Origin of the sequence: Curtobacterium sp. PhB191 (assembly GCF_004346515.1) — a bacterium.
Classification (GTDB): Bacteria; Actinomycetota; Actinomycetes; order Actinomycetales; family Microbacteriaceae; genus Curtobacterium.
This window is the reverse complement of the sequence record NZ_SMBV01000011.1, coordinates 1-18,083: the sequence shown is the minus strand read 5'-3', so window position 1 is coordinate 18,083 and position 18,083 is coordinate 1. Positions and strand designations below refer to the sequence as shown.

The window sequence follows — 18,083 nt, the reverse complement described above, 5'->3', positions numbered from 1 at the left end:
CGCGCAGTGCGGGCCGATTGCCGTTCAGTGTTGCTACGCCTGGTCCGGGCGGTCGTACTGCGCACCAGCCGGGTTCGGCGGCAGGCAGCCGAACACGATCGCGGCGATGCCGACGAACATCCCGATGAGCCAGAGCGGACCGGCGAGGTTCGCGTCGTGCACGCGGCGCCACCCCAGTGCGATGTTCGGGATGAGGGTCGCGAGCCACCAGAGGCCGTACAGGACGAGCAGGATGAAGATCCACGCCGGGGGTGCACCCTCGGTCTGGGTGTAGCCGTACTCGTCGGTGGTCGAGGCCGAGACGCTCCACGAGATGATGCCGGCGATGAACCCGCCGTACAGAACGAGGGTCACGATCGCGTTCGCCAGGATCCAGTACCAGTACTCACTGCGGCTGGCGCGCCCGTCGAACCGGGCGTACTTCTTGAAGAAGCGCGTGAAGGCGTCGAGGAAGCCGGCACCGTAGAAGGGTGCCCACAGCGGTGGAGCTCCGTCGGGCCCGACCGGGATCGGCGGACCGGCCTGCGGGTACGGGTCGGCGTACTGCTGGCCGTACCCGGGCTGCTGGCCGTACTGGGCAGGCTGCTGGCCGTACTGGGCAGGCTGCTGGCCGTACTGGGCAGGCTGCTGGCCGTACTGGGGCTGCTGACCGTACGGACCAGGCTGCTGTCCGTAGGGTCCGGGCTGCTGCCCGTAGGCACCAGGCTGCTGCCCGTACCCCGGCTGCTGCTGCCCAGGGTCAGGCTGCCCCGACGGCTGGTCGCCGCCGGGCTGGCCCCACTGCGGTGTGTCGTTGCTCATCGAGCGCCGGTCGGTCGGTCGTAGCGCTCGCCCTGCGGGTTCGAGGGCAGCAGGCCGAACACGATGCCGACGATGCCGACGAAGATCGCGATGATCCACAGGGCACCGGGCAGGTTCGCGTCGTGCAGGCGTCGCCAGCCGAGGGCGAGCGTCGGGATGATGATCGCGAGACCCCAGAGCCCGATCAGGATGCCGGCGATCACGAAGAGCGCTGACGGGCTGGTGACGGTCGACTGCACGCTCGCCGAGGTCGCGGTCGACATCGACACCGTCGAACGCTCCGACGTGGCGATGCCGATGCCGTACAGGATGCCGAGGACGATGCCGACGATCGCGTTCGCCAGGTACCACCACCAGAACTCGCTGCGGCTCGCGCGGCCGCTGAAGGTCGCGTACTTCTTGAAGAAGCGTCCGACGGCCTTGCCGAAGGAGATCCCGTACCAGGGGGCCCAGATCGGCGGCTCGCCGTTCGGGCCGGTCGCCGGCTGCTGGCCGTACTGCGGCGTTCCGTTGTACGGGTTCGGCTGGCCGCCCGGCTGCTGGCCGGACGGGTTCTGCGGGTACTGGTCACTCACGGTGTCCCCCTCGATCGTTGGCTGGTAGTCGGGTCCGAGTCAACCAGAACCGTCGCGCGGCCGTCGCTCGCTACCCGCGGTGGGGTTCGTCGTACCGCTGCCCCTGCGGGTTCGAGCCCATCAGACCGACGATGAGCGAGAACAGGACGCCGAGCGGCGGGATGATGAAGAGGAAGGCGAAGTACCCGCTCAGGTTCACGTCGTGCAGTCGTCGCACCGTCAGGGCGATGAAGCCGAGGGCGCAGGCCAGGGCCCAGAGCCCGCTCAACCCGTTCGACGCGTCGTCGAAGAACGGCAGCACGTTGAAGAACCCACCGACGATCCCGGTGGCCGCCGAGCCGATGACGTACCAGAGGGCCCAGAACCAGAACTCCGACTGGCTCGCGCGGCCGTCGAACCGGACGTACTTCTTCCAGAAGCGCGGGAACGCCTGCACGAACGGGATCCCGTACCAGGGCGCCCACAGCGGGGGCTGGCGCGGGCCGGTCGGCTGCTGGCCGTACGGTCCGGGCTGCTGGCCGTACGGTCCGGGCTGCTGGCCGTACGGGTTCTGCGGCGGGTACTGGTCACTCACTGGTTCGTTCCTTCCGAGGCCGACTGCGATCACCGTCGAGTCTGGCAGCGGCGGCGGCAGGACGCGTCCCCCCAGCGGAGGACAGCGCAGCGACTGCGCTCCCACAGCGCTCCGACCGGCGCTCCGACCGACTCAGGGCAGCAGCGCCAGCTTGCCGCCGGGGTGCCCGGACTCCAGCAGCTCCGCGGCCGCCTTCGCCTCGGCGAGCGGGAACGTCCGCGCCACCGGGACCTCGAGCTGTCCGGCCCCGGCCAGGTCGATCAGTCGCTGCCGCACCGAGTCGCGGAACGCCTTGCTCGCGGGCTGCGCCCCACCGACGGCGGCGAACCCCGCCGCGGCGGCGCGCGCCTGCGCGGCGATCGTGACGATCCGGTCCCGGTCCGCGACCACCGCGAGCGAGACGTCGACGGCCTCGTCGGTGCCCACGCAGTCCAGTGCCACGTCGATGTCGGAGGGTGCGAGCGACCGGACCCGTGCCTCCAGGCCGTCGCCGTACGCGACCCACTCGCCGCCGAAGCGTCGCACGACGTCCGCACCCCGCTCGGAGGCGGTGCCGATGACGCGCGTGCCGAGCAGGCGGAGCTGCTGCAGCAGGCTGACGCCGACTGCTCCGGAGGCGCCGTGCACCAGCACGGTGTCGCGCCCCGCGGCACGGGTGACGCGCAGCATGTCGGCTGCGGTGGTGCCTGCGAGCAACAGGTTCGCCGCCTCGGGGAAGCCGAGCCCGGCGGGCTTCGCGAAGACGTCCGCGGCCGGCACGGTGAGGGACGACGTCCAACCGCCGGCGACCCGGAACGCCAGGACCTCGTCGCCGACCGCTCCCCCGCCGGACGCGATCGTGGTGTCCGGTCCGACCGCGGTGAGCACGCCGGCGACCTCGTAGCCGACGGGCACGGGCAGGTCGGCCGGGTCGCCCTGCCGCGTGTGCTTCGTGTCGGCGGGGTTCATACCGGCGGCGCGGACCGCGATGGTGACCTCACCGGGTCCGGGTGCGGCGACCTCGGTGTCCGCGAACTCGAGGACCTCGCTGCCGCCGAACCGCGGTGCCACCCAGTGCTTCGTCATGCGGCCGACGCTACGCCCCGATCCGCCGGCGGCGTGCGTGGAGGGTCCGTGCACGGAGCACCATCACGGCGATGCCGCCGAGCAGCATCGCTCCTGCCGCGGCGAGCGGGATCGTCGGGTCGCTGCCGGTGAAGGCCAGTTCCGTCGTGCCGCCGCCGGTGTCGCCTCCACCGATGACCGGGACCGCGGGTGCTGTCGACGTGGGAGCGGTGGGCACGGGAGCCGTTGCGGTCGGCGTCGCCGTGGGCGTCGGTGCCGGCGCACGGACGGTCACGACGTAGGTCTCGGTGTCCGGCGGTGCCGTGCCGTTGTCCACCGTGATCGTCACCGTCGTGGTGCCGGGCGTGGTCGGCGTGCCGGAGATGACGCCCGTGTCCGGGTTGATCGTGAGTCCGGGCGGGAGGGTTCCGCCATCGGAGTACGTCGGTGCCGGGTTGCCCGTCGCGGTGACGGGGAACGAGTACGGCGTGCCGGCGGTCGCGTCGGTCGGGGTGCCCGAGGTGATCGTCGGTGCGACGCTCTCGGACGGCGTCCCCGCAGCCGGGCAGTTCGTCGGCCGGGTGATGGTGTTGTCGTCGAGCGTCACCGCTGCGTTCCGGGCGAGCAGTCGGCCCACGACCGTCGCACCCGTCGTGGCGGTCACGGACTGGTCGGCGAGGACGGTGCCCTGGAACTGGGCGGCGCTGCCGATGGTCGCTGAGCTGCCGACCTGCCAGAACACGTTGCACGAACTCGCGCCACCGGTGATGACGATCCTCGTGCCGGACCCGATGGTCAGGGTCGACGCGGCCTGGAACACCCAGACGGAGTCCGCGCTGCCGGCCAGGGTGAGCTGGCCGGTGTTCGCGAGCTGCAGCGTGTCGCCGTTGTAGACGCCCGGGCTGAGGCTGAGCCCGTTGAGCTCCTGGAGGCCGGTCTGCGTCGGCGTCAGCGAAGCGGCCACGTTGTAGGCGGTCGTGGTGTCCGACTGGGCCTGCGCGGCCGCCGCGTCGGTCTGGTGCACGGTGCCGTTCACGGTCCCGTTGCCGGTGCCGCCGAAGCCGGTGATCGAGGTACCGGGCGAGACGCCGAGGTCACCGTTGACCACGGTCGGCCCGGTGTTCGTCACGGTCTGCGCGCCGAGGACGCCGTAGCTCGCTGCGGTCCCGAGACCGACGGGGCCGTCGATGATGGTGGCGGCGGACGCGGCTGAGGAGGCGCCGAGGGCGAGCGCTGCGGCCAACCCGATCCCGGTGCTGACGACGATGAGCGGACGGAGGATGGGCGTTCTGGCCACGGAGGCCCCTGCCTGAGATGGCGAAGAGCCGATCGGGCATCGGAGACACCCGGCGTTCACCGTGTCCCGAGTGTGTCCGGATCGCATGTGTTCCGAGGTCCTGACTCCCAGGTTCGCCCGGATCAGCCGATACCGGACAGGACCCGTCCGTTCCGGTCGACGACGGCTGTTCGGTATCGTCCTCACATGCCGCGCGCCGCGATCGTCGTCAACCCGTCCAAGGTCGACCTGCGGGTGCTCCGCAACACCGTCGCGGCTGAGGAGGATCGGACCGGTTGGGCTCCCACGACCTGGTTCGAGACCGCGGCGTCCGACGACGGCCGTGCCGCTGCGGTCGACGCACTCGCCACCGCGCCGGACGTCGTCCTGGTCGTCGGCGGCGACGGCACGCTGCGCGTCGCAGCCGAGGTGCTGCACGGCTCCGGTGTGCCCCTCGCCGTGCTCCCCGTCGGCACCGGGAACCTGTACGCCCGGAACCTGCGCATCCCGCTGAACGACGTCGCCGGCTCGGTCCGTGCCGCCTTCACCGGGACGGATCGACGGGTCGACCTCGCGTTCGCCGAGCTCACCGACCCGCAGGGCACGACGACGCGCCACGCCTTCCTGGTGATGGCGGGCATCGGCCTCGACGCGAACATGGCGGCCAACACCAACGCACGCCTCAAGAAGCGGTTCGGGTGGCTCGCGTACTCCGACCCGATCATGCGGTCCGTGATCGGCAACCGGCAGATCGACCTGCGGTACCGCCTCGACGACGGTGACACCCGGACGATGCGGGCGCACACCGTCATCGTCGGGAACTGCGGCACCCTGACCGCCGGCGTCCTGCTGCTGCCCGCCGCGAAGCCGGACGACGGCGTGCTCGACGCGGTCGCGTTCCGCCCCGGTCGGACGGTCGGCTGGGCCGGCGTCGGCTACGGCCTGTCGCTGAACCGCTTCTTCCACCGGACCGGGTTCGGCCGGTTCCTGTCGTGGCTCATCCCGGCCACCCGGACGCTGCGGTACACGAGCGCACGGGTCCTCGACCTCGAGCTGGACCAGCCCGAGCAGGTCCAGCTCGACGGCGACCCCTTCGGCACCGTGGTGGCGGTGCGGCTGACGGTGGACCACGGCGGGCTCACCATCCGGGTGGGGCCGTCGCGGTGACCACGTGAAGACGGGAGGCCCGGTGCCAGCTGGCACCGGGCCTCCCGTCTTCACCGGGCCACGTCGAGAGCGTCAGCCGCGCGCGACACGCACCCGGTCCGCGAACGCTGCGTGCAGCGGGTGCTCCGCGGCCAGGCCGGTGATCTGCGTCACCACGTCGGCATCGGACGCGTCCGAGGCCAGGAGCGCCTGCAGCTCGACGCTCTGCTCGTCGTCGGCGACGTCGAAGCGGAGTGCCGCGCCCATCGCGTCGAGCAGTGCGGTCGGCTCGGTGCCGTCCTCGGCCAGCGCCGCGGCGGGCGAGACGAAGCGCTCGTCGCGCGACAGCTTGCGGAGCGGCTGCCGGCCGACGCGCGTCACCGTGTCGGGCAGGTGCGGGTTCTCGAACCGGGCGATGATCGCCTGGACGTAGGCGCGGTGCACCTCGGGGTCGAGTTCGTGGCGGCGGACGAGCAGGTCGCTCGTCTCGGCCAGGACGGACTCCAGCTCGGAGCGCACCGCGGGGATCGCGATGGCGTCGGAGATCTTGTCGGCCCCGGCGACGAAGCCGTGGTACGCGACGGTGGCGTGCCCGGTGTTCACCGTGAAGAGCTTGCGCTCGATCGAGGCAGCGAGGCCGTCGACGTAGTGCGCGCCGGGGATCTCCGGCTCGTTGCCGCCGAACGGCGTGCGGTCGATGGCCCACTCGAAGTAGGTCTCGACGGTGACGTCGAGGCCGGCGCCCTCGGGCTGGGCCGGCACGATGCGGTCGACGGCGGTGTTCGCGAAGACGGCCTTCGCGAGTGCCGCGTCACGGCCCTCGGCCGGGAGCGCGTCGACGATGAACTCGCGAAGACGGTCCGTGGCGTTCAGGGCGTTCTCGCACGCCATCACGGCGATGGGCGCAGCGTCCGCGTCGCGCTGCTGCAGCGCCCGCGCGATCACCGGGGCGATGAACTTCAGGACGTTCGGGCCCACCGCGCAGGTGACGATCGCGGCAGTGGCGATCTCGGCGACGACGCCATCCTCGTCCTGCGCGCTGTTCAGGGCGCGGAAGTTCGTGACCTCGTGGTCCTGCGCTCCGGTGCCGACCTCGTGCACGGTGTACGAGTCGGCGGCGGCGAGGGCGTCGATGAGCGGCGCGGCGACGTCGGCGAAGACGACCTCGTAGCCCGCTTCGTGCAGGAGGAGCCCGACGAAGCCGCGGCCGATGTTGCCGGCACCGAAGTGGACGGCGGTGCCCCGGTCGGTGGTGCTCACTCGTTGACCTCGCCGAGGATCGACAGGATCGCGCTGGTGTCGGCCGCGTCGGTGAGCTTCTGGACCTCGTCCTCGTCGGAGAACACGATCGCGATCTTGGACAGGATGTCGAGGTGCTCGTTGTTCACGCCGGCGATGCCGACGACGAAGCGCACGGGGTTGCCGTCCCAGTCGATCGGGCTGGCGTAGCGGATGAACGACAGCGCGGACGACTTGATGGCGTCCTTCGCGTCGTTCGTGCCGTGCGGGATGGCGAGGAAGTTGCCCATGTACGTGGACACGCTCTTCTCACGCTCGAGCATCGCCGGGTAGTAGTCAGCGGTGACCGCGCCCGCAGCTTCGAGGATCTCGGCCGCCTCCTTCATCGCCTCCGACTTGGTCGGCGCGGTGTCCTCGGTGTGGATCCGGATCTGGCTCTCCTGCAGGACGGGCATCGTGGTTCTCCTTGGTGTTCGAGGACGTGACGGAGGGGACGGGGATGTCCCCGTCCCCTCCGATACTGCACTTCGTTACTGGTGGTGGCGTTACTGGTTCTTGAGCTGGTCGACGACCTGGTCGTACTGCGGCGCGTTCATGAAGTTGCCGACCGACACGTGCTGCGCGTTCGGGTTCTTCTGCTTGGCGCGGTCCGTCAGTTCTTCCTGCGTGATGATCAGGTCCTCGTCACCGGACAGGTTCGCGATCGCCTTGTTGGTGACCGTGACCCCTTCGATGCCCGCCTTCTTGATCTTGTTGCGCAGGACGCTGGCGCCCATGGCGCTCGACCCCATGCCGGCGTCGCAGGCGAACACGAGGTTCTGGACCTTCGTCGCGGTGGCGGTGGTGCCGGCGGCGGCTGCCTCTTCCGAGTTGGCCGGGGCGGTGCCGCCGAAGAGCCCTGCGGTCGCGGCGTTCGCGTCGCGGCCCTTGGTGGCCTGCATCTTGTCGAACGCTGCGGTCATGTCGCCGCCGCCGTTGGCGAGGTCGCGCTTGCGGCTGGCCAGCAGGAAGAACGACGCGACTGCGAAGGTGACCGCTGCGGACAGGATGACCGACAGGATGACGCCGACGTAGCTGTCCTTCGCCGTCGCCGTCAGCACGGCGAAGATCGATCCGGGCGAAGCCGGGGCGACCAGGCCGGAGCCGAACAGGACGTTCGTGCCGACGCCCGTCGCACCACCGAGGATGACGGCGATGAACAGGACCGGCTTCTGCAGCACGTACGGGAAGTAGATCTCGTGGATGCCACCGAAGAACTGGATGAGGATCGCACCGGGAGCGGTCGAGCGGGCGATGCCGACACCGAAGAAGGTGAAGGCGAGCAGGATGCCCAGACCGGGGCCGGGGTTCGCCTCGAGCAGGAACAGGATCGACTTGCCGGAGTCCTGCACCTGCTGGGCGCCGAGCTGGTCGAGCACACCGTGGTTGATGGCGTTGTTCAGGAAGAACACCTTGGCCGGCTCGATGATGACGCTGGCGAGCGGCAGCAGCGAGTGCTGGACGAGGAAGTTCACCGCGTCGCCGAGGCCCTCGGCGATGAGCTTGAACAGCGGGGCGAGCCAGAAGAACCCGACCATCGCCAGCCCGAAGCCGAGGATGCCGGCCGCGTAGTTGTTGACGAGCATCTCGAAGCCCGGCTTGATCTTGCCGTCCCAGATCTTGTCGATCTGCTTGATGAGGTACGCGCCGAGCGGCCCGCAGATCATCGCGCCGAGGATCATGATCGTGCCGTTGGCGCCGAGGATGACACCCATCGCCATGATCGAGCCGACGACGGCGCCGCGGGTCTCGTAGATCATCCGGCCGCCCTGGAAGGCGATCGCGAGCGGGATCAGGTACGTCAGGATCGGGCCGACGAGACCGATGTTGGCCACACCGTCCGTCTCACCGAACCCGCCGAGGATCCCGACGGGGGTCCATCCGGTCTCGATGAAGAAGGCGGTGATCAGGCCCCACGCGATGAAGATCGCGATGTTGGGCATGACCATGCCGGAGAGGAACGTGCCGAACTTCTGAACGGCGACGCGTGCGCCGCCCCGCGACTTCGCGGGTGCGTCGGGCGCTGCAACGGACGACGTTGTCATGTGCGGTGACTTTCTGTGTGGTGGAGCTGCTGCTGGTGCGGACGGGGTGTTGGGGATGGTGCGGCTCAGACGGCGTGCGCGGCCGCTGCGGCGGACTTCGCGGCCGCCGCCGTGGACGCGGCGAGTGCCGCCTGGGCCATCTCGCGGGCCTGCTCGAGCGTGTGCTGACCGAGTTCGGCGCGCACGTCGGCCAGGGCCGCGGGGGTCATGGAGAGGGTGGTGGCGCCGAGGCCGACGAGCACGACGGCGAGCAGCGGGTCGGCTGCGGCCTCACCGCAGATGCCGACGGGCTTGCCCGCGTCGGCACCGGCCGCACCGAGCTGCGCGACGAGGCGCAGGACGGCGGGGTGCCACGGGTCCTGGTAGGACGCGACGGTGCCGAGCATGCGGTCGGCGGCCATCGTGTACTGGGTCAGGTCGTTCGTGCCGATCGACACGAAGTCCGCGTTCTGGAACACCTGTTCGGCCATCAGGGCGAGCGACGGCACCTCGGCCATCACGCCGGCGGTGCGGATGCCGAGCTCGCGAGCCAGGGTGACGAAGTACTCGGTCTCCTCGGCGTCGGCGACCATCGGGGCCATGACCCAGAGGTCGGCCTCGGTCGCGGCGTCCGCCTGGGCCAGTGCGACGAGCTGGTCGCGCAGCACCTCGGGGTGGTTGCGCAGCGCACGGAGCCCGCGACGGCCGAGCGCCGGGTTCTCCTCGTCCTTGTCGGTGAGGAACGGCAGCGGCTTGTCGGCACCGGCGTCGAGCGCACGGACGACGACCTTCTTGCCCGGGAACGCGGCGAGGAGCTGACGGTAGGACTCGGTCTGCTCGTCGACGGTCGGCGCCTTCGGCGAGTCGAGGAAGAGGAACTCGGTGCGGAAGAGCCCCACGCCCTCCGCACCGAGAGCAACGGCGCCCGCGGCGTCGGCGGGGCTGCCGAGGTTCGCGAGCAGGGGCACGACGTGGCCGTCGGCCAGGGCACCGGCGGTGAGCGGTGCGGCCGCCGCGGCGAGCCGGTCGGCGATGCGCTGCTCGACGTCGGCCACCAGGGCCTCGGACGGCTCGGTCACGACGGTGCCGGCGACGGCGTCGACGACGATCGGCTGCCCGTCGGCCAGGTCGTCGGCACCGGTGACGCCGACGATCGCGGTGATGCCCTTGGCGCGGGCGAGGATCGCGGTGTGCGAGGTCGGGCCGCCGTCACGGGTGACCAGCGCGAGGACCTTGTCGAGGTCCAGCAGTGCGGTGTCGGCCGGAGCGAGGTCACGGGCGACGAGGACGAACGGGGTGTCCGACTCGGGGACACCGGGGGCGTGCACGCCGCGGAGCTTCGCGATGATGCGCTGGGCGACGTCGTCGAGGTCGGCTGCGCGCTCCCCCATGTAGCCGCCCATGCCGACGAGCAGGTCGCGGAACTGCGCGAACGCCTCGTACACGGCACGCTCGGCGTTGGTGCCGCCGTCGATGCGCGTGTGCACGTCGTCGAGGAGGGTCGGGTCCTGCGCCATGAGCGCCTGCGCCTCGAGCACGGCCTGGGCGTCGCCGCCGGCGAGCTGTCCGCGCTTGTTGAGGTCCTCGGCCACCGCGGCCAGTGCGTCGTGCACGGCCTGCTTCGCGTCGTCCGCCGAACCGGTCAGGGCGTCCTTCGACGGTTCGCCGAGCGGGTCCGCCATGCGGAGCACGGGGCCGTGGGCGACGCCGCGGCCGACGCCGGTGCCGAGCAGTTCGGACATTCGAGACTCCTTCATCTCACACGCGCTTGCGGTGGGGTGTTCGTTCGGTGCGCGCACGGCTGAGACGGGACCTCGCCGGTGCGGCTGAGCAGCACACTACCCCGATCCGCGTTGACAAACAAACACATCCGGGGATAAAAATACAGAAACAGATGCCCGTTTGCGTCTGGCGGCCAGCCGCTCCGGCTCGGTTCCGTCAGGTTCGTGTCCGGTCATGTCCGTTCCGTTCCGACCAGGAGACGACGAGGTCCGATGTACGCACCAGAACGCCACCAGCGCATCGTCGAGCAGGCGCGCGCGCAGGGGCGGGTCGACGTCAAGGACCTCGCCGAGCTGCTCGAGGTCACGCCCGAGACCATCCGCCGCGACCTCACCTCGCTGGAGCGACGGGGACTGGTCCGACGCGCCCACGGCGGCGCCATCCCGGTCGAACGCATCACGATCCACCCCGGTGTCGGCGACCGGGGCGGCATCAACCAGGCCGAGAAGATGGTCATCGCCGAGGCCGCGCTCGAGGAGCTGCCGGAGAACGGCTCGATCATGATCGACGCCGGCACCTCCACCATCTGCCTCGCCGAGATGCTGCCGACCGACCGCGGACTCACCGTCGTCACCCACTCGCTCCCCGTCGCGATGGCCGTCGCGAACCGGCCGGGCATCGACCTGCACCTGCTCGGCGGCAACATCCGCAGCGACTCCCTGGCCGGCGTCGGCACGTGGACGCACCAGCTCATCGGCATGGTGAGCGTCGACGTCGCCTTCGTGAGCATCAACGGGATCACCCCGGAGCGCGGCCTGACGACCCACAACATGGCCGAGGCCGCGGTGAAGTCGGCGATGATCAAGTCCGCCCGCCGGAGCATCCTGCTCGCCGACCACACCAAGTTCGGCCGTGAGGAGTTCGGCCGCGTCGCACCCCTCGCCGCCATCGACACGATCATCACCGACCCCGCCGTCAACCTCGACCTGGTCCGCGAGGTCGAAGCCGCCGGCACCGAGGTGTTCTGGCCCGGTCGACCCTGACCGCTCGCCCGACCCGCCCATCCGGCGCTCGCTAGCATGAGCGCACCACCCATCGACAGGAGTACATCGATGTCCGAAGCCACCCGCACCGTGACCGTCGCCAGCGCGTCCGGCCTGCACGCGCGCCCCGCGTCCCTCTTCGTCCAGACCGTGACGGCCTCCGGCCACCAGGTCACGATCGCCAAGGGCGACAAGTCCGGCAACGCCGGCAGCATCCTCGCCCTGCTCGGCCTGGGCATCGAGAACGGTGATGAGGTCAGCCTCACCGTGACCGGCGACGACGCCGAGACCACCGCCGACAGCCTGGTCGAGTTCCTGCAGACGGACCACGACGCGGCCTGACGCCGCACTGCGACGGACGGGAGGCACGGTGCCAGCTGGCACCGTGCCTCCCGTCCGTCGTGCGGTCCCCCGCACTGCCGGGCCCGCGCCCGCCCCGTCCGTCCGGCCCGTCCGGCCCCGCCGGGGTTCCGAAATCTCGTCATCTCGGCGTCCCCCACGTCGGTCCGTGGAACCCCGGCGAACGGCACGCGGCGAGTCGTGGAACCTCGAACCGGTGCGGTCCGGGGCTGTCGGCGCCCGCCGATAAGGTGGTCGGCATGACACGCCTGCGCCTCGCATCCGTCAACGTGAACGGCGTCCGCGCCGCCTTCCGCAAGGGCATGGGCGACTGGCTCGCCACCCGCGACGTCGACGTGCTCGCCCTGCAGGAAGTCCGTGCGTCGAGCGAGGACCTGGCCGGTCTGCTCGGCGACGAGTGGGACATCGTGCACGACCCCGCGACCGCCAAGGGCCGGGCGGGTGTCGCGATCGCGTCCAGGCACTCGGCCCAGATCCACCGCGTCGCCCTCGGACCGGACGAGTTCGACTCCGCCGGCCGCTGGCTCGAGGCCGACTACGAGATCGGCGGCACCACGGTCACGGTCGTGTCCACCTACGTCCACTCGGGCGAGGTCGACACCCCCAAGCAGGACGAGAAGTGGAAGTTCCTCGACGCCATGACCGAGCGGCTGCCCGCCCTCCGCGCGCACAACCCGCTCGCCGTCGTCGTCGGTGACCTGAACGTCGGGCACGACCAGCGCGACATCAAGAACTGGAAGGGCAACGTCAAGCGAGCGGGCTTCCTGCCGCGCGAGCGTGCCTACTTCTCGCGCTTCTTCGGTGCCGACGGCGAACCGGTCGAGGGCGCTGACGGCTCGACGGGCCCGGGGCTCGGCTGGGTGGACGTCGGGCGTGCGCAGGCCGGCGACGTCGAGGGGCCGTACACGTGGTGGTCCTGGCGCGGCCAGGCGTTCGACAACGACACCGGCTGGCGCATCGACTACCAGATGGCCACGCCCGACCTCGCGGCGAAGGTCACGGAGTACACGGTCGACCGCGCCGCGGCGTACGACCAGCGATGGTCCGACCACGCCCCCGTGGTCGTCGACTACGAACTCTGATCCCCACTCGTTGCGCTCCACCTGACCCACAGGAACACCACCATGACCAAGACCCGCATCTTCTCGGGCATCCAGCCGTCCGCCGGTTCGCTGCACCTCGGCAACTACGTCGGGGCGCTCATGCAGTGGCGCGACCTGCAGGACGACTTCGACGCCATCTACTGCGTCGTCGACATGCACGCGATCACCTCGCCGCAGGACCCGGCCGAGCTCCGCGCGAGCACCCGGGCGACGGCCGCGCAGTACATCGCGTCGGGCATCGACCCGACGAAGTCGACGCTGTTCGTGCAGTCGCACGTGCCGGCCCACGCCGAGCTCGCCTGGGTGCTCAACACCCTCACTGGTTTCGGTGAGGCGAGCCGGATGACCCAGTTCAAGGACAAGTCGGCGCGGCAGGGGTCCGAGGCCGCGTCGGTCGGGCTCTTCACGTACCCGGTCCTGATGGCCGCCGACATCCTGCTGTACGACACCAAGGTCGTGCCGGTCGGCGACGACCAGCGCCAGCACGTCGAGCTCACCCGCGACCTCGCCGGACGCTTCAACTCGCGGTTCGGCGACACGTTCGTCGTGCCCGAGGCCCGGATCGGCACCGAGACGGCGCGCATCTACGACCTGCAGGACCCGACGAGCAAGATGAGCAAGTCGGCGGCGTCCGACAGCGGCTTGATCCGGCTGCTCGACGACCCGAAGCGCACCGCGAAGAAGATCAAGTCGGCGGTCACCGACGACGAGCGCGAGATCCGCTCCGACCGGCAGGCGAAGCCGGGCGTGACGAACCTGCTCGCGATCCTGTCCGCCTTCAGCCGGACCCCCGTCGCCGAACTCGAGGCATCGTTCGCGGGCAAGGGCTACGGAGACCTCAAGGGCGCGGTCGCCGACGCCGTCGTCGCCGAGCTCGAGCCGGTGCGCACCCGCACGCTCGAGCTGCTCGACGACCCCGCGGAGCTCGACCGGCTGCTCGCCGTCGGCGCGGACCGTGCCGAGTCCATCGCGCAGGAGACCCTGGCGCGCGTGTACGACCGGATCGGGTTCGTCCCGCGCTCGCGCGGCTGACCGTGCTGCCGGTCACGCTGGAGTCCGCCCGGGTCCGACTCGACGTCCCGACCCGGGCGGACACCGCGGCGATCACCGACGCCTGTCAGGACCCGGACATCATCCGCTGGACGACCATCCCCACGCCGTACCGCGAACAGGACGCACGGACCTTCGTCGACGCCCTGGTCGGCCCCGGCTGGGCATCGGACCGCGAGTACACCTGGGCGATCCGCCGCAGTGGGTCCTCCTGGCTCGAGGGGATCATCGGGTACCGCACGGCCGGCCGCGACCTCGGCTTCTGGCTGGCGCCCTCGGCCCGCGGCGCCGGCTTGATGCACGATGCGGTCGAGCTCGTCGTCGAATGGGCGTTCGCCGACGGGGCTCCGGACGTCTACTGGGAGTGCTACGAGGGCAACACGGCGTCGGCCGCGGTCGCCCGCAGCGCCGGGTTCTCGTTCACCGGCGTCGGGCCCGCCCGGATCCCCGGACGCGACGGCGGACCGACGACCGCCTGGACCGCCCTGCGCCGGGCCGACGGTGCGCCCGCATCGGACCTCCCGTGGCCCGACGCTCCGTCACGCAGCGCTCCGTGACCCGGTCCCGCATGACGCCGCGTTCCCGACGATGACGCGTCACCGATCCACCGCCGGTAGGCTCGGTCCGTGAGCGACACGGCACGACCCACCGAGGTCCGGGCGATGCGCCGCGGGCTCGAACTCGCGGCCCTCGGGCCCGTCGTGGGCGACCACGCTCGGGTCGGCGCGGTGATCCTCTCCCCCGCCGGCGACGTCCTCGCCGAGGGGTGGCACAAGGGTGCCGGAACCCCGCACGCCGAGGTCGACGCGATGGCGAAGGTCGATCCGACTCAGCTCCGCGGCGCGACGGCCGTCGTCACCCTCGAACCCTGCAACCACACCGGCCGCACCGGCCCCTGCGCCGTCGCCCTGATCGAGGCCGGGGTCGCCCGTGTCGTGTACGCGATCGACGACCCGGGTACGGACGTGCACGGCGGCGCCGACCGTCTCCGCGCCGCCGGGGTCGACGTCGTGTCCGGTGTGCTCGCCGACGAGGCCGAGGCGTTCCTCGAACGGTGGCTCCTGTCGGTCCGCCTCGGACGCCCGTGGGTGACCGTGAAGTGGGCCTCGAGCCTGGACGGCCGCGCCGCGGCTGCCGACGGGACGAGCAAGTGGATCACCGGCGCCGCAGCCCGGCAACACGTGCACGAGCAGCGTGCCGCGCACGACGCGATCCTGGTCGGCACCGGCACCGTGCTCGCCGACGACCCGAGCCTGACCGCTCGGGGTGACGCGGGCGAACTCCTCGCCGACCAGCCGCTCGCAGTCGTGCTCGGTGACCGCGCCGTCCCCGACGACGCCGCGGTCCGGCGACACCCCCGCGGGCTCGTGACGCTGCCGGGGCACGACCTCGCCGCGTCGCTCACCGCCCTGCGTGAGCACGGCGTGCACTCGGTGTTCGTCGAGGGCGGCCCCACCGTCGCGTCCGCGCTCATCGCCGCCGGGCTCGTCGACGAGTACCTCGTGTACGTCGCCCCGATCCTGCTCGGCGGACCCCGGGTCGCCCTCGACGACCTCGGGGTGGGAAGCATGTCCGGGCGTCGGCGGTTGGACGTACTATCGACCACCAGCCTGGGCCCTGACCTGCTGGTCCGAGCCCGACCGCAACGCAGCGCGACAGCGCAGCAGCACGACGCAGCACCCGGGTTCGGAGACGACGGGCCCACGAACGACCGGAGCACCCCATGACCGACGCGCTGACCTCCTCCACCCCGGGCAGCCCCGTCCAGTTCGAGGTGTCGACGAACGTCCCCACCACCCACGGCACGTTCCAGATGCGCGCCTACCGCGACCTCGTGACCGGCGCGGAGCACGTCGCGATCATCGGCGCGCTGCCCGACGGGTCCGCCCCGTCCGACGGCGCCCTGGTCCGCGTGCACTCCGAGTGCCTGACCGGCGAGGCGTTCGGCTCGCTGAAGTGCGAGTGCGGGCCCCAGCTCGACGCCGCCCTCGACACCATCGCTGCCGAGGGCGGCGTGGTGGTCTACCTGCGCGGGCAGGAAGGCCGCGGCATCGGGCTCATCAACAAGCTCAAGGCCTACCGACTGCAGGAAGACGGCCTCGACACGCTCGACGCCAACCTGGCGCTCGGGCTGCCGGCCGACTCCCGTGCGTACGGGGGCGCCGCGGGCATCCTCGCCGAACTCGGCATCACCCGCGTGCGACTGCTCTCGAACAACCCCGAGAAGCGTCGCCAGCTGGAGGAGCACGGCATCACCGTCGAGTCGCTCGTGCCGCTGGTCGTCGGTGTCTCGGCGCAGAACGCCGGCTACCTCGACACCAAGCGCGACCGGATGGGGCACCAGCTGCCCGCGCACCTCGAGGCCGGCGCCAGCGCCGGGGCGGGCGCCGGCGCAGGAGCCGCCAGCTGACTCTGGGCTGATTCGCAGGTGGGCGACATCTGTCGTACGATGTTGTCTTCCGTCACAAGCGGTCCCCCACCAACCGAACGCACCCCATCGGTGCCCGCGCCACCCAGCGCGAACCGATCGGTGTCCGCCGTTTCGGGTATCCGTGCTCCCTGCCAGGAGTGCGCACCACGGAAGACCACACGACACCCATGACCGCCGCACCGGCACCAGCAACCCCGACCTCAGCTCCGGCACCAGCAGGCAACCCGCGCTCGCGCGTCGTCATCGCCAGCCTCGTCGGCACCTCGATCGAGTTCTACGACTTCTACGTCTACGCGACGGCCGCGGTCCTCGTCTTCCCGACGCTGTTCTTCCCGAACGAGGACCCCACGGCATCGCAGCTGTCGTCGTTCGTGACGTTCGCCCTCGCCTTCTTCGCGCGGCCGATCGGGTCGATCATCTTCGGGCACTTCGGTGACCGGGTGGGCCGCAAGACCACCCTCGTCGCGTCGCTGCTCGTCATGGGCACCGCGACGTTCCTGATCGGCTGCCTGCCGACCTTCAGCACCATCGGCGTGTGGGCGCCGGTCCTGCTCGCCGTGATGCGCTTCGCCCAGGGCGTCGGCCTCGGCGGCGAGTGGTCCGGTGCGGCACTGCTCGCCACCGAGAACGCCCCCAAGGGCAAGCGCGGCGTCTTCGGCTCGATGCCGCAGCTCGGCGCACCGATCGGCTTCCTGCTCGCGAACGGCCTGTTCATCGCGATCAACGCCGCGATGCCCGCCGGTGCCGACGGCACCCCGAACGCCGACTTCCAGGCGTGGGGCTGGCGCATCCCGTTCCTGCTCTCCTCGGTCCTGGTCATCGTGGGGCTCTACGTGCGCTTCAAGCTCGTCGAGTCGCCGGTGTTCCGCGGCGTGCAGGAGTCCGGCACGGTCGCGAAGATCCCACTGGGCCGGGTGTTCCGCACCTCGTGGAAGGCGCTCATCGTCGGCACGTTCGGCATGGTCGCGACGTACGTCCTCTTCTACTTCATGACCACGTTCACCCTGTCGTACGGCACCACCGGTGCCGAGGCCGGTCCGCTCGTCCCGAAGGTCGGCCTCGGCTACAGCCGCGGTGAGTTCCTGACGCTGCTCATGATCGGCGTCGTGTTCTTCGGCATCTTCACCCCGATCGCCGGCATCCTGGCCGACAAGTTCGGGCGCCGGAAGACACTCATCCCGACCACGATCGGCATCGCGCTGTTCGGTCTGACGTTCCAGTTCTGGTTCGCGGCGTCGCAGGGCCCGATCACGGTGGTGACGTTCCTGATCGTCGGACTGTCCCTGATGGGGCTGACCTTCGGGCCGATGGGTGCGCTGCTGCCGGAGCTGTTCCCGACGAACGTCCGGTACACCGGTTCGGCGATCGCGTACAACGTCGCGTCGATCCTCGGTGCCTCGCTCGCGCCGACGATCGCCCTGGCGCTGTGGCAGGCCGACGGCAACATCTTCCTGGTCGGGCTGTACCTGACGATCGCCGCCGTCGTGACGCTCGTCGCGCTGCTCTTCGTCCGCGAGACGAAGAGCAAGGACTTCACGGACGCCTGAGACGTCACCACAGACGGACGGGAGGCCCGGTGCCAGTGGACTGGTCCCCGGTTCTTGGACTGATTAGTCGGTTCGAGATCCGGGGATGGTTCGTGTGGGTGGTACCGCG

At 70.9% G+C, this 18,083-nt stretch carries 17 protein-coding genes and 1 pseudogene; 9 read left to right on the top strand and 9 right to left on the bottom strand.

Annotated features, from left to right (window positions below; translation table 11 throughout):
* Positions 1–33: 33 nt before the first annotated feature.
* The 5 genes from EDF48_RS19330 to EDF48_RS16540 all read right to left on the bottom strand — a co-directional run bounded on the left by EDF48_RS19330 (position 34) and on the right by EDF48_RS16540 (position 4,291).
* Positions 34–801, bottom strand: coding sequence for a DUF805 domain-containing protein (locus EDF48_RS19330; RefSeq protein WP_207895524.1), 768 nt, complete (start codon positions 799–801; stop codon positions 34–36).
* Positions 798–1,376: a DUF805 domain-containing protein gene (locus EDF48_RS16555; RefSeq protein ID WP_111086632.1), complete on the bottom strand. Its 579-nt coding sequence runs from the start codon at positions 1,374–1,376 to the stop codon at positions 798–800. The genes EDF48_RS19330 and EDF48_RS16555 overlap by 4 nt, the downstream gene beginning before the upstream one ends.
* Before the next feature lie 70 nt (positions 1,377–1,446).
* Complete coding sequence (locus EDF48_RS16550; protein ID WP_131881380.1) at positions 1,447–1,950, bottom strand: DUF805 domain-containing protein; 504 nt, start codon at positions 1,948–1,950, stop codon at positions 1,447–1,449.
* A 132-nt stretch (positions 1,951–2,082) separates the two neighbouring features.
* Positions 2,083–3,015, bottom strand: coding sequence for an NADP-dependent oxidoreductase (locus EDF48_RS16545; RefSeq protein WP_131881378.1), 933 nt, complete (start codon positions 3,013–3,015; stop codon positions 2,083–2,085).
* A gap of 10 nt (positions 3,016–3,025) precedes the next feature.
* Positions 3,026–4,291 carry an ice-binding family protein gene (locus EDF48_RS16540; protein ID WP_165932441.1) on the bottom strand — a complete coding sequence of 422 codons (1,266 nt, stop codon included), beginning with the start codon at positions 4,289–4,291 and terminating at the stop codon, positions 3,026–3,028.
* 186 nt (positions 4,292–4,477) lie between these two features.
* Between EDF48_RS16540 and EDF48_RS16535 the strand changes: the two genes are divergently transcribed.
* Entirely contained in the window at positions 4,478–5,437 is a 960-nt protein-coding gene (locus tag EDF48_RS16535) for a diacylglycerol kinase family protein (RefSeq protein ID WP_131881374.1), read from the top strand.
* Positions 5,438–5,509: 72 nt separating this feature from the next.
* Here EDF48_RS16535 and EDF48_RS16530 read toward each other — a convergent pair whose 3' ends face one another.
* The 4 genes from EDF48_RS16530 to ptsP form a co-directional block, all read right to left on the bottom strand.
* On the bottom strand, positions 5,510–6,676 hold the full coding sequence (locus EDF48_RS16530; RefSeq protein ID WP_123938677.1) for a mannitol-1-phosphate 5-dehydrogenase: 1,167 nt from the start codon (positions 6,674–6,676) through the stop codon (positions 5,510–5,512).
* Positions 6,673–7,110 (bottom strand): PTS sugar transporter subunit IIA, encoded by a 438-nt coding sequence (locus EDF48_RS16525; RefSeq protein ID WP_027466426.1) that lies wholly within the window; start codon positions 7,108–7,110, stop codon positions 6,673–6,675. The genes EDF48_RS16530 and EDF48_RS16525 overlap by 4 nt, the downstream gene beginning before the upstream one ends.
* 90 nt (positions 7,111–7,200) lie before the next feature.
* The gene (locus tag EDF48_RS16520; RefSeq protein ID WP_165903544.1) at positions 7,201–8,739 is read right to left on the bottom strand and encodes a PTS mannitol transporter subunit IICB; all 1,539 of its coding nucleotides are present in this window, start codon (positions 8,737–8,739) and stop codon (positions 7,201–7,203) included.
* Positions 8,740–8,804: 65 nt separating this feature from the next.
* Entirely contained in the window at positions 8,805–10,460 is a 1,656-nt protein-coding gene (ptsP, locus tag EDF48_RS16515) for a phosphoenolpyruvate--protein phosphotransferase (RefSeq protein ID WP_123292171.1), read from the bottom strand.
* A 252-nt stretch (positions 10,461–10,712) separates the two neighbouring features.
* On the opposite strand from ptsP, the gene EDF48_RS16510 reads away from it, so the two are divergent.
* The 8 genes and pseudogenes from EDF48_RS16510 to EDF48_RS16475 all read left to right on the top strand — a co-directional run bounded on the left by EDF48_RS16510 (position 10,713) and on the right by EDF48_RS16475 (position 17,974).
* On the top strand, positions 10,713–11,483 hold the full coding sequence (locus EDF48_RS16510; RefSeq protein ID WP_111086639.1) for a DeoR/GlpR family DNA-binding transcription regulator: 771 nt from the start codon (positions 10,713–10,715) through the stop codon (positions 11,481–11,483).
* 69 nt (positions 11,484–11,552) lie between these two features.
* Positions 11,553–11,825 (top strand): HPr family phosphocarrier protein, encoded by a 273-nt coding sequence (locus tag EDF48_RS16505; protein ID WP_111086640.1) that lies wholly within the window; start codon positions 11,553–11,555, stop codon positions 11,823–11,825.
* A 257-nt stretch (positions 11,826–12,082) separates the two neighbouring features.
* Positions 12,083–12,925, top strand: a complete 843-nt coding sequence (locus EDF48_RS16500) for an exodeoxyribonuclease III (RefSeq protein WP_123292347.1) — start codon at positions 12,083–12,085, stop codon at positions 12,923–12,925.
* A 42-nt stretch (positions 12,926–12,967) separates the two neighbouring features.
* Entirely contained in the window at positions 12,968–13,978 is a 1,011-nt protein-coding gene (trpS, locus tag EDF48_RS16495; protein ID WP_111084195.1) for a tryptophan--tRNA ligase, read from the top strand.
* Between the two features lie 2 nt (positions 13,979–13,980).
* Positions 13,981–14,553, top strand: coding sequence for a GNAT family N-acetyltransferase (locus EDF48_RS16490; RefSeq protein WP_165932440.1), 573 nt, complete (start codon positions 13,981–13,983; stop codon positions 14,551–14,553).
* Between the two features lie 105 nt (positions 14,554–14,658).
* Complete coding sequence (ribD, locus tag EDF48_RS16485) at positions 14,659–15,723, top strand: bifunctional diaminohydroxyphosphoribosylaminopyrimidine deaminase/5-amino-6-(5-phosphoribosylamino)uracil reductase RibD (RefSeq protein WP_131881494.1); 1,065 nt, start codon at positions 14,659–14,661, stop codon at positions 15,721–15,723.
* Between the two features lie 29 nt (positions 15,724–15,752).
* Positions 15,753–16,406 (top strand): annotated as a pseudogene (gene ribA / locus EDF48_RS16480) (GTP cyclohydrolase II); the annotation flags it as partial.
* A gap of 188 nt (positions 16,407–16,594) precedes the next feature.
* Positions 16,595–17,974 carry an MFS transporter gene (locus EDF48_RS16475; protein ID WP_131881370.1) on the top strand — a complete coding sequence of 460 codons (1,380 nt, stop codon included), beginning with the start codon at positions 16,595–16,597 and terminating at the stop codon, positions 17,972–17,974.
* The last annotated feature ends 109 nt before the right edge of the window (positions 17,975–18,083 follow it).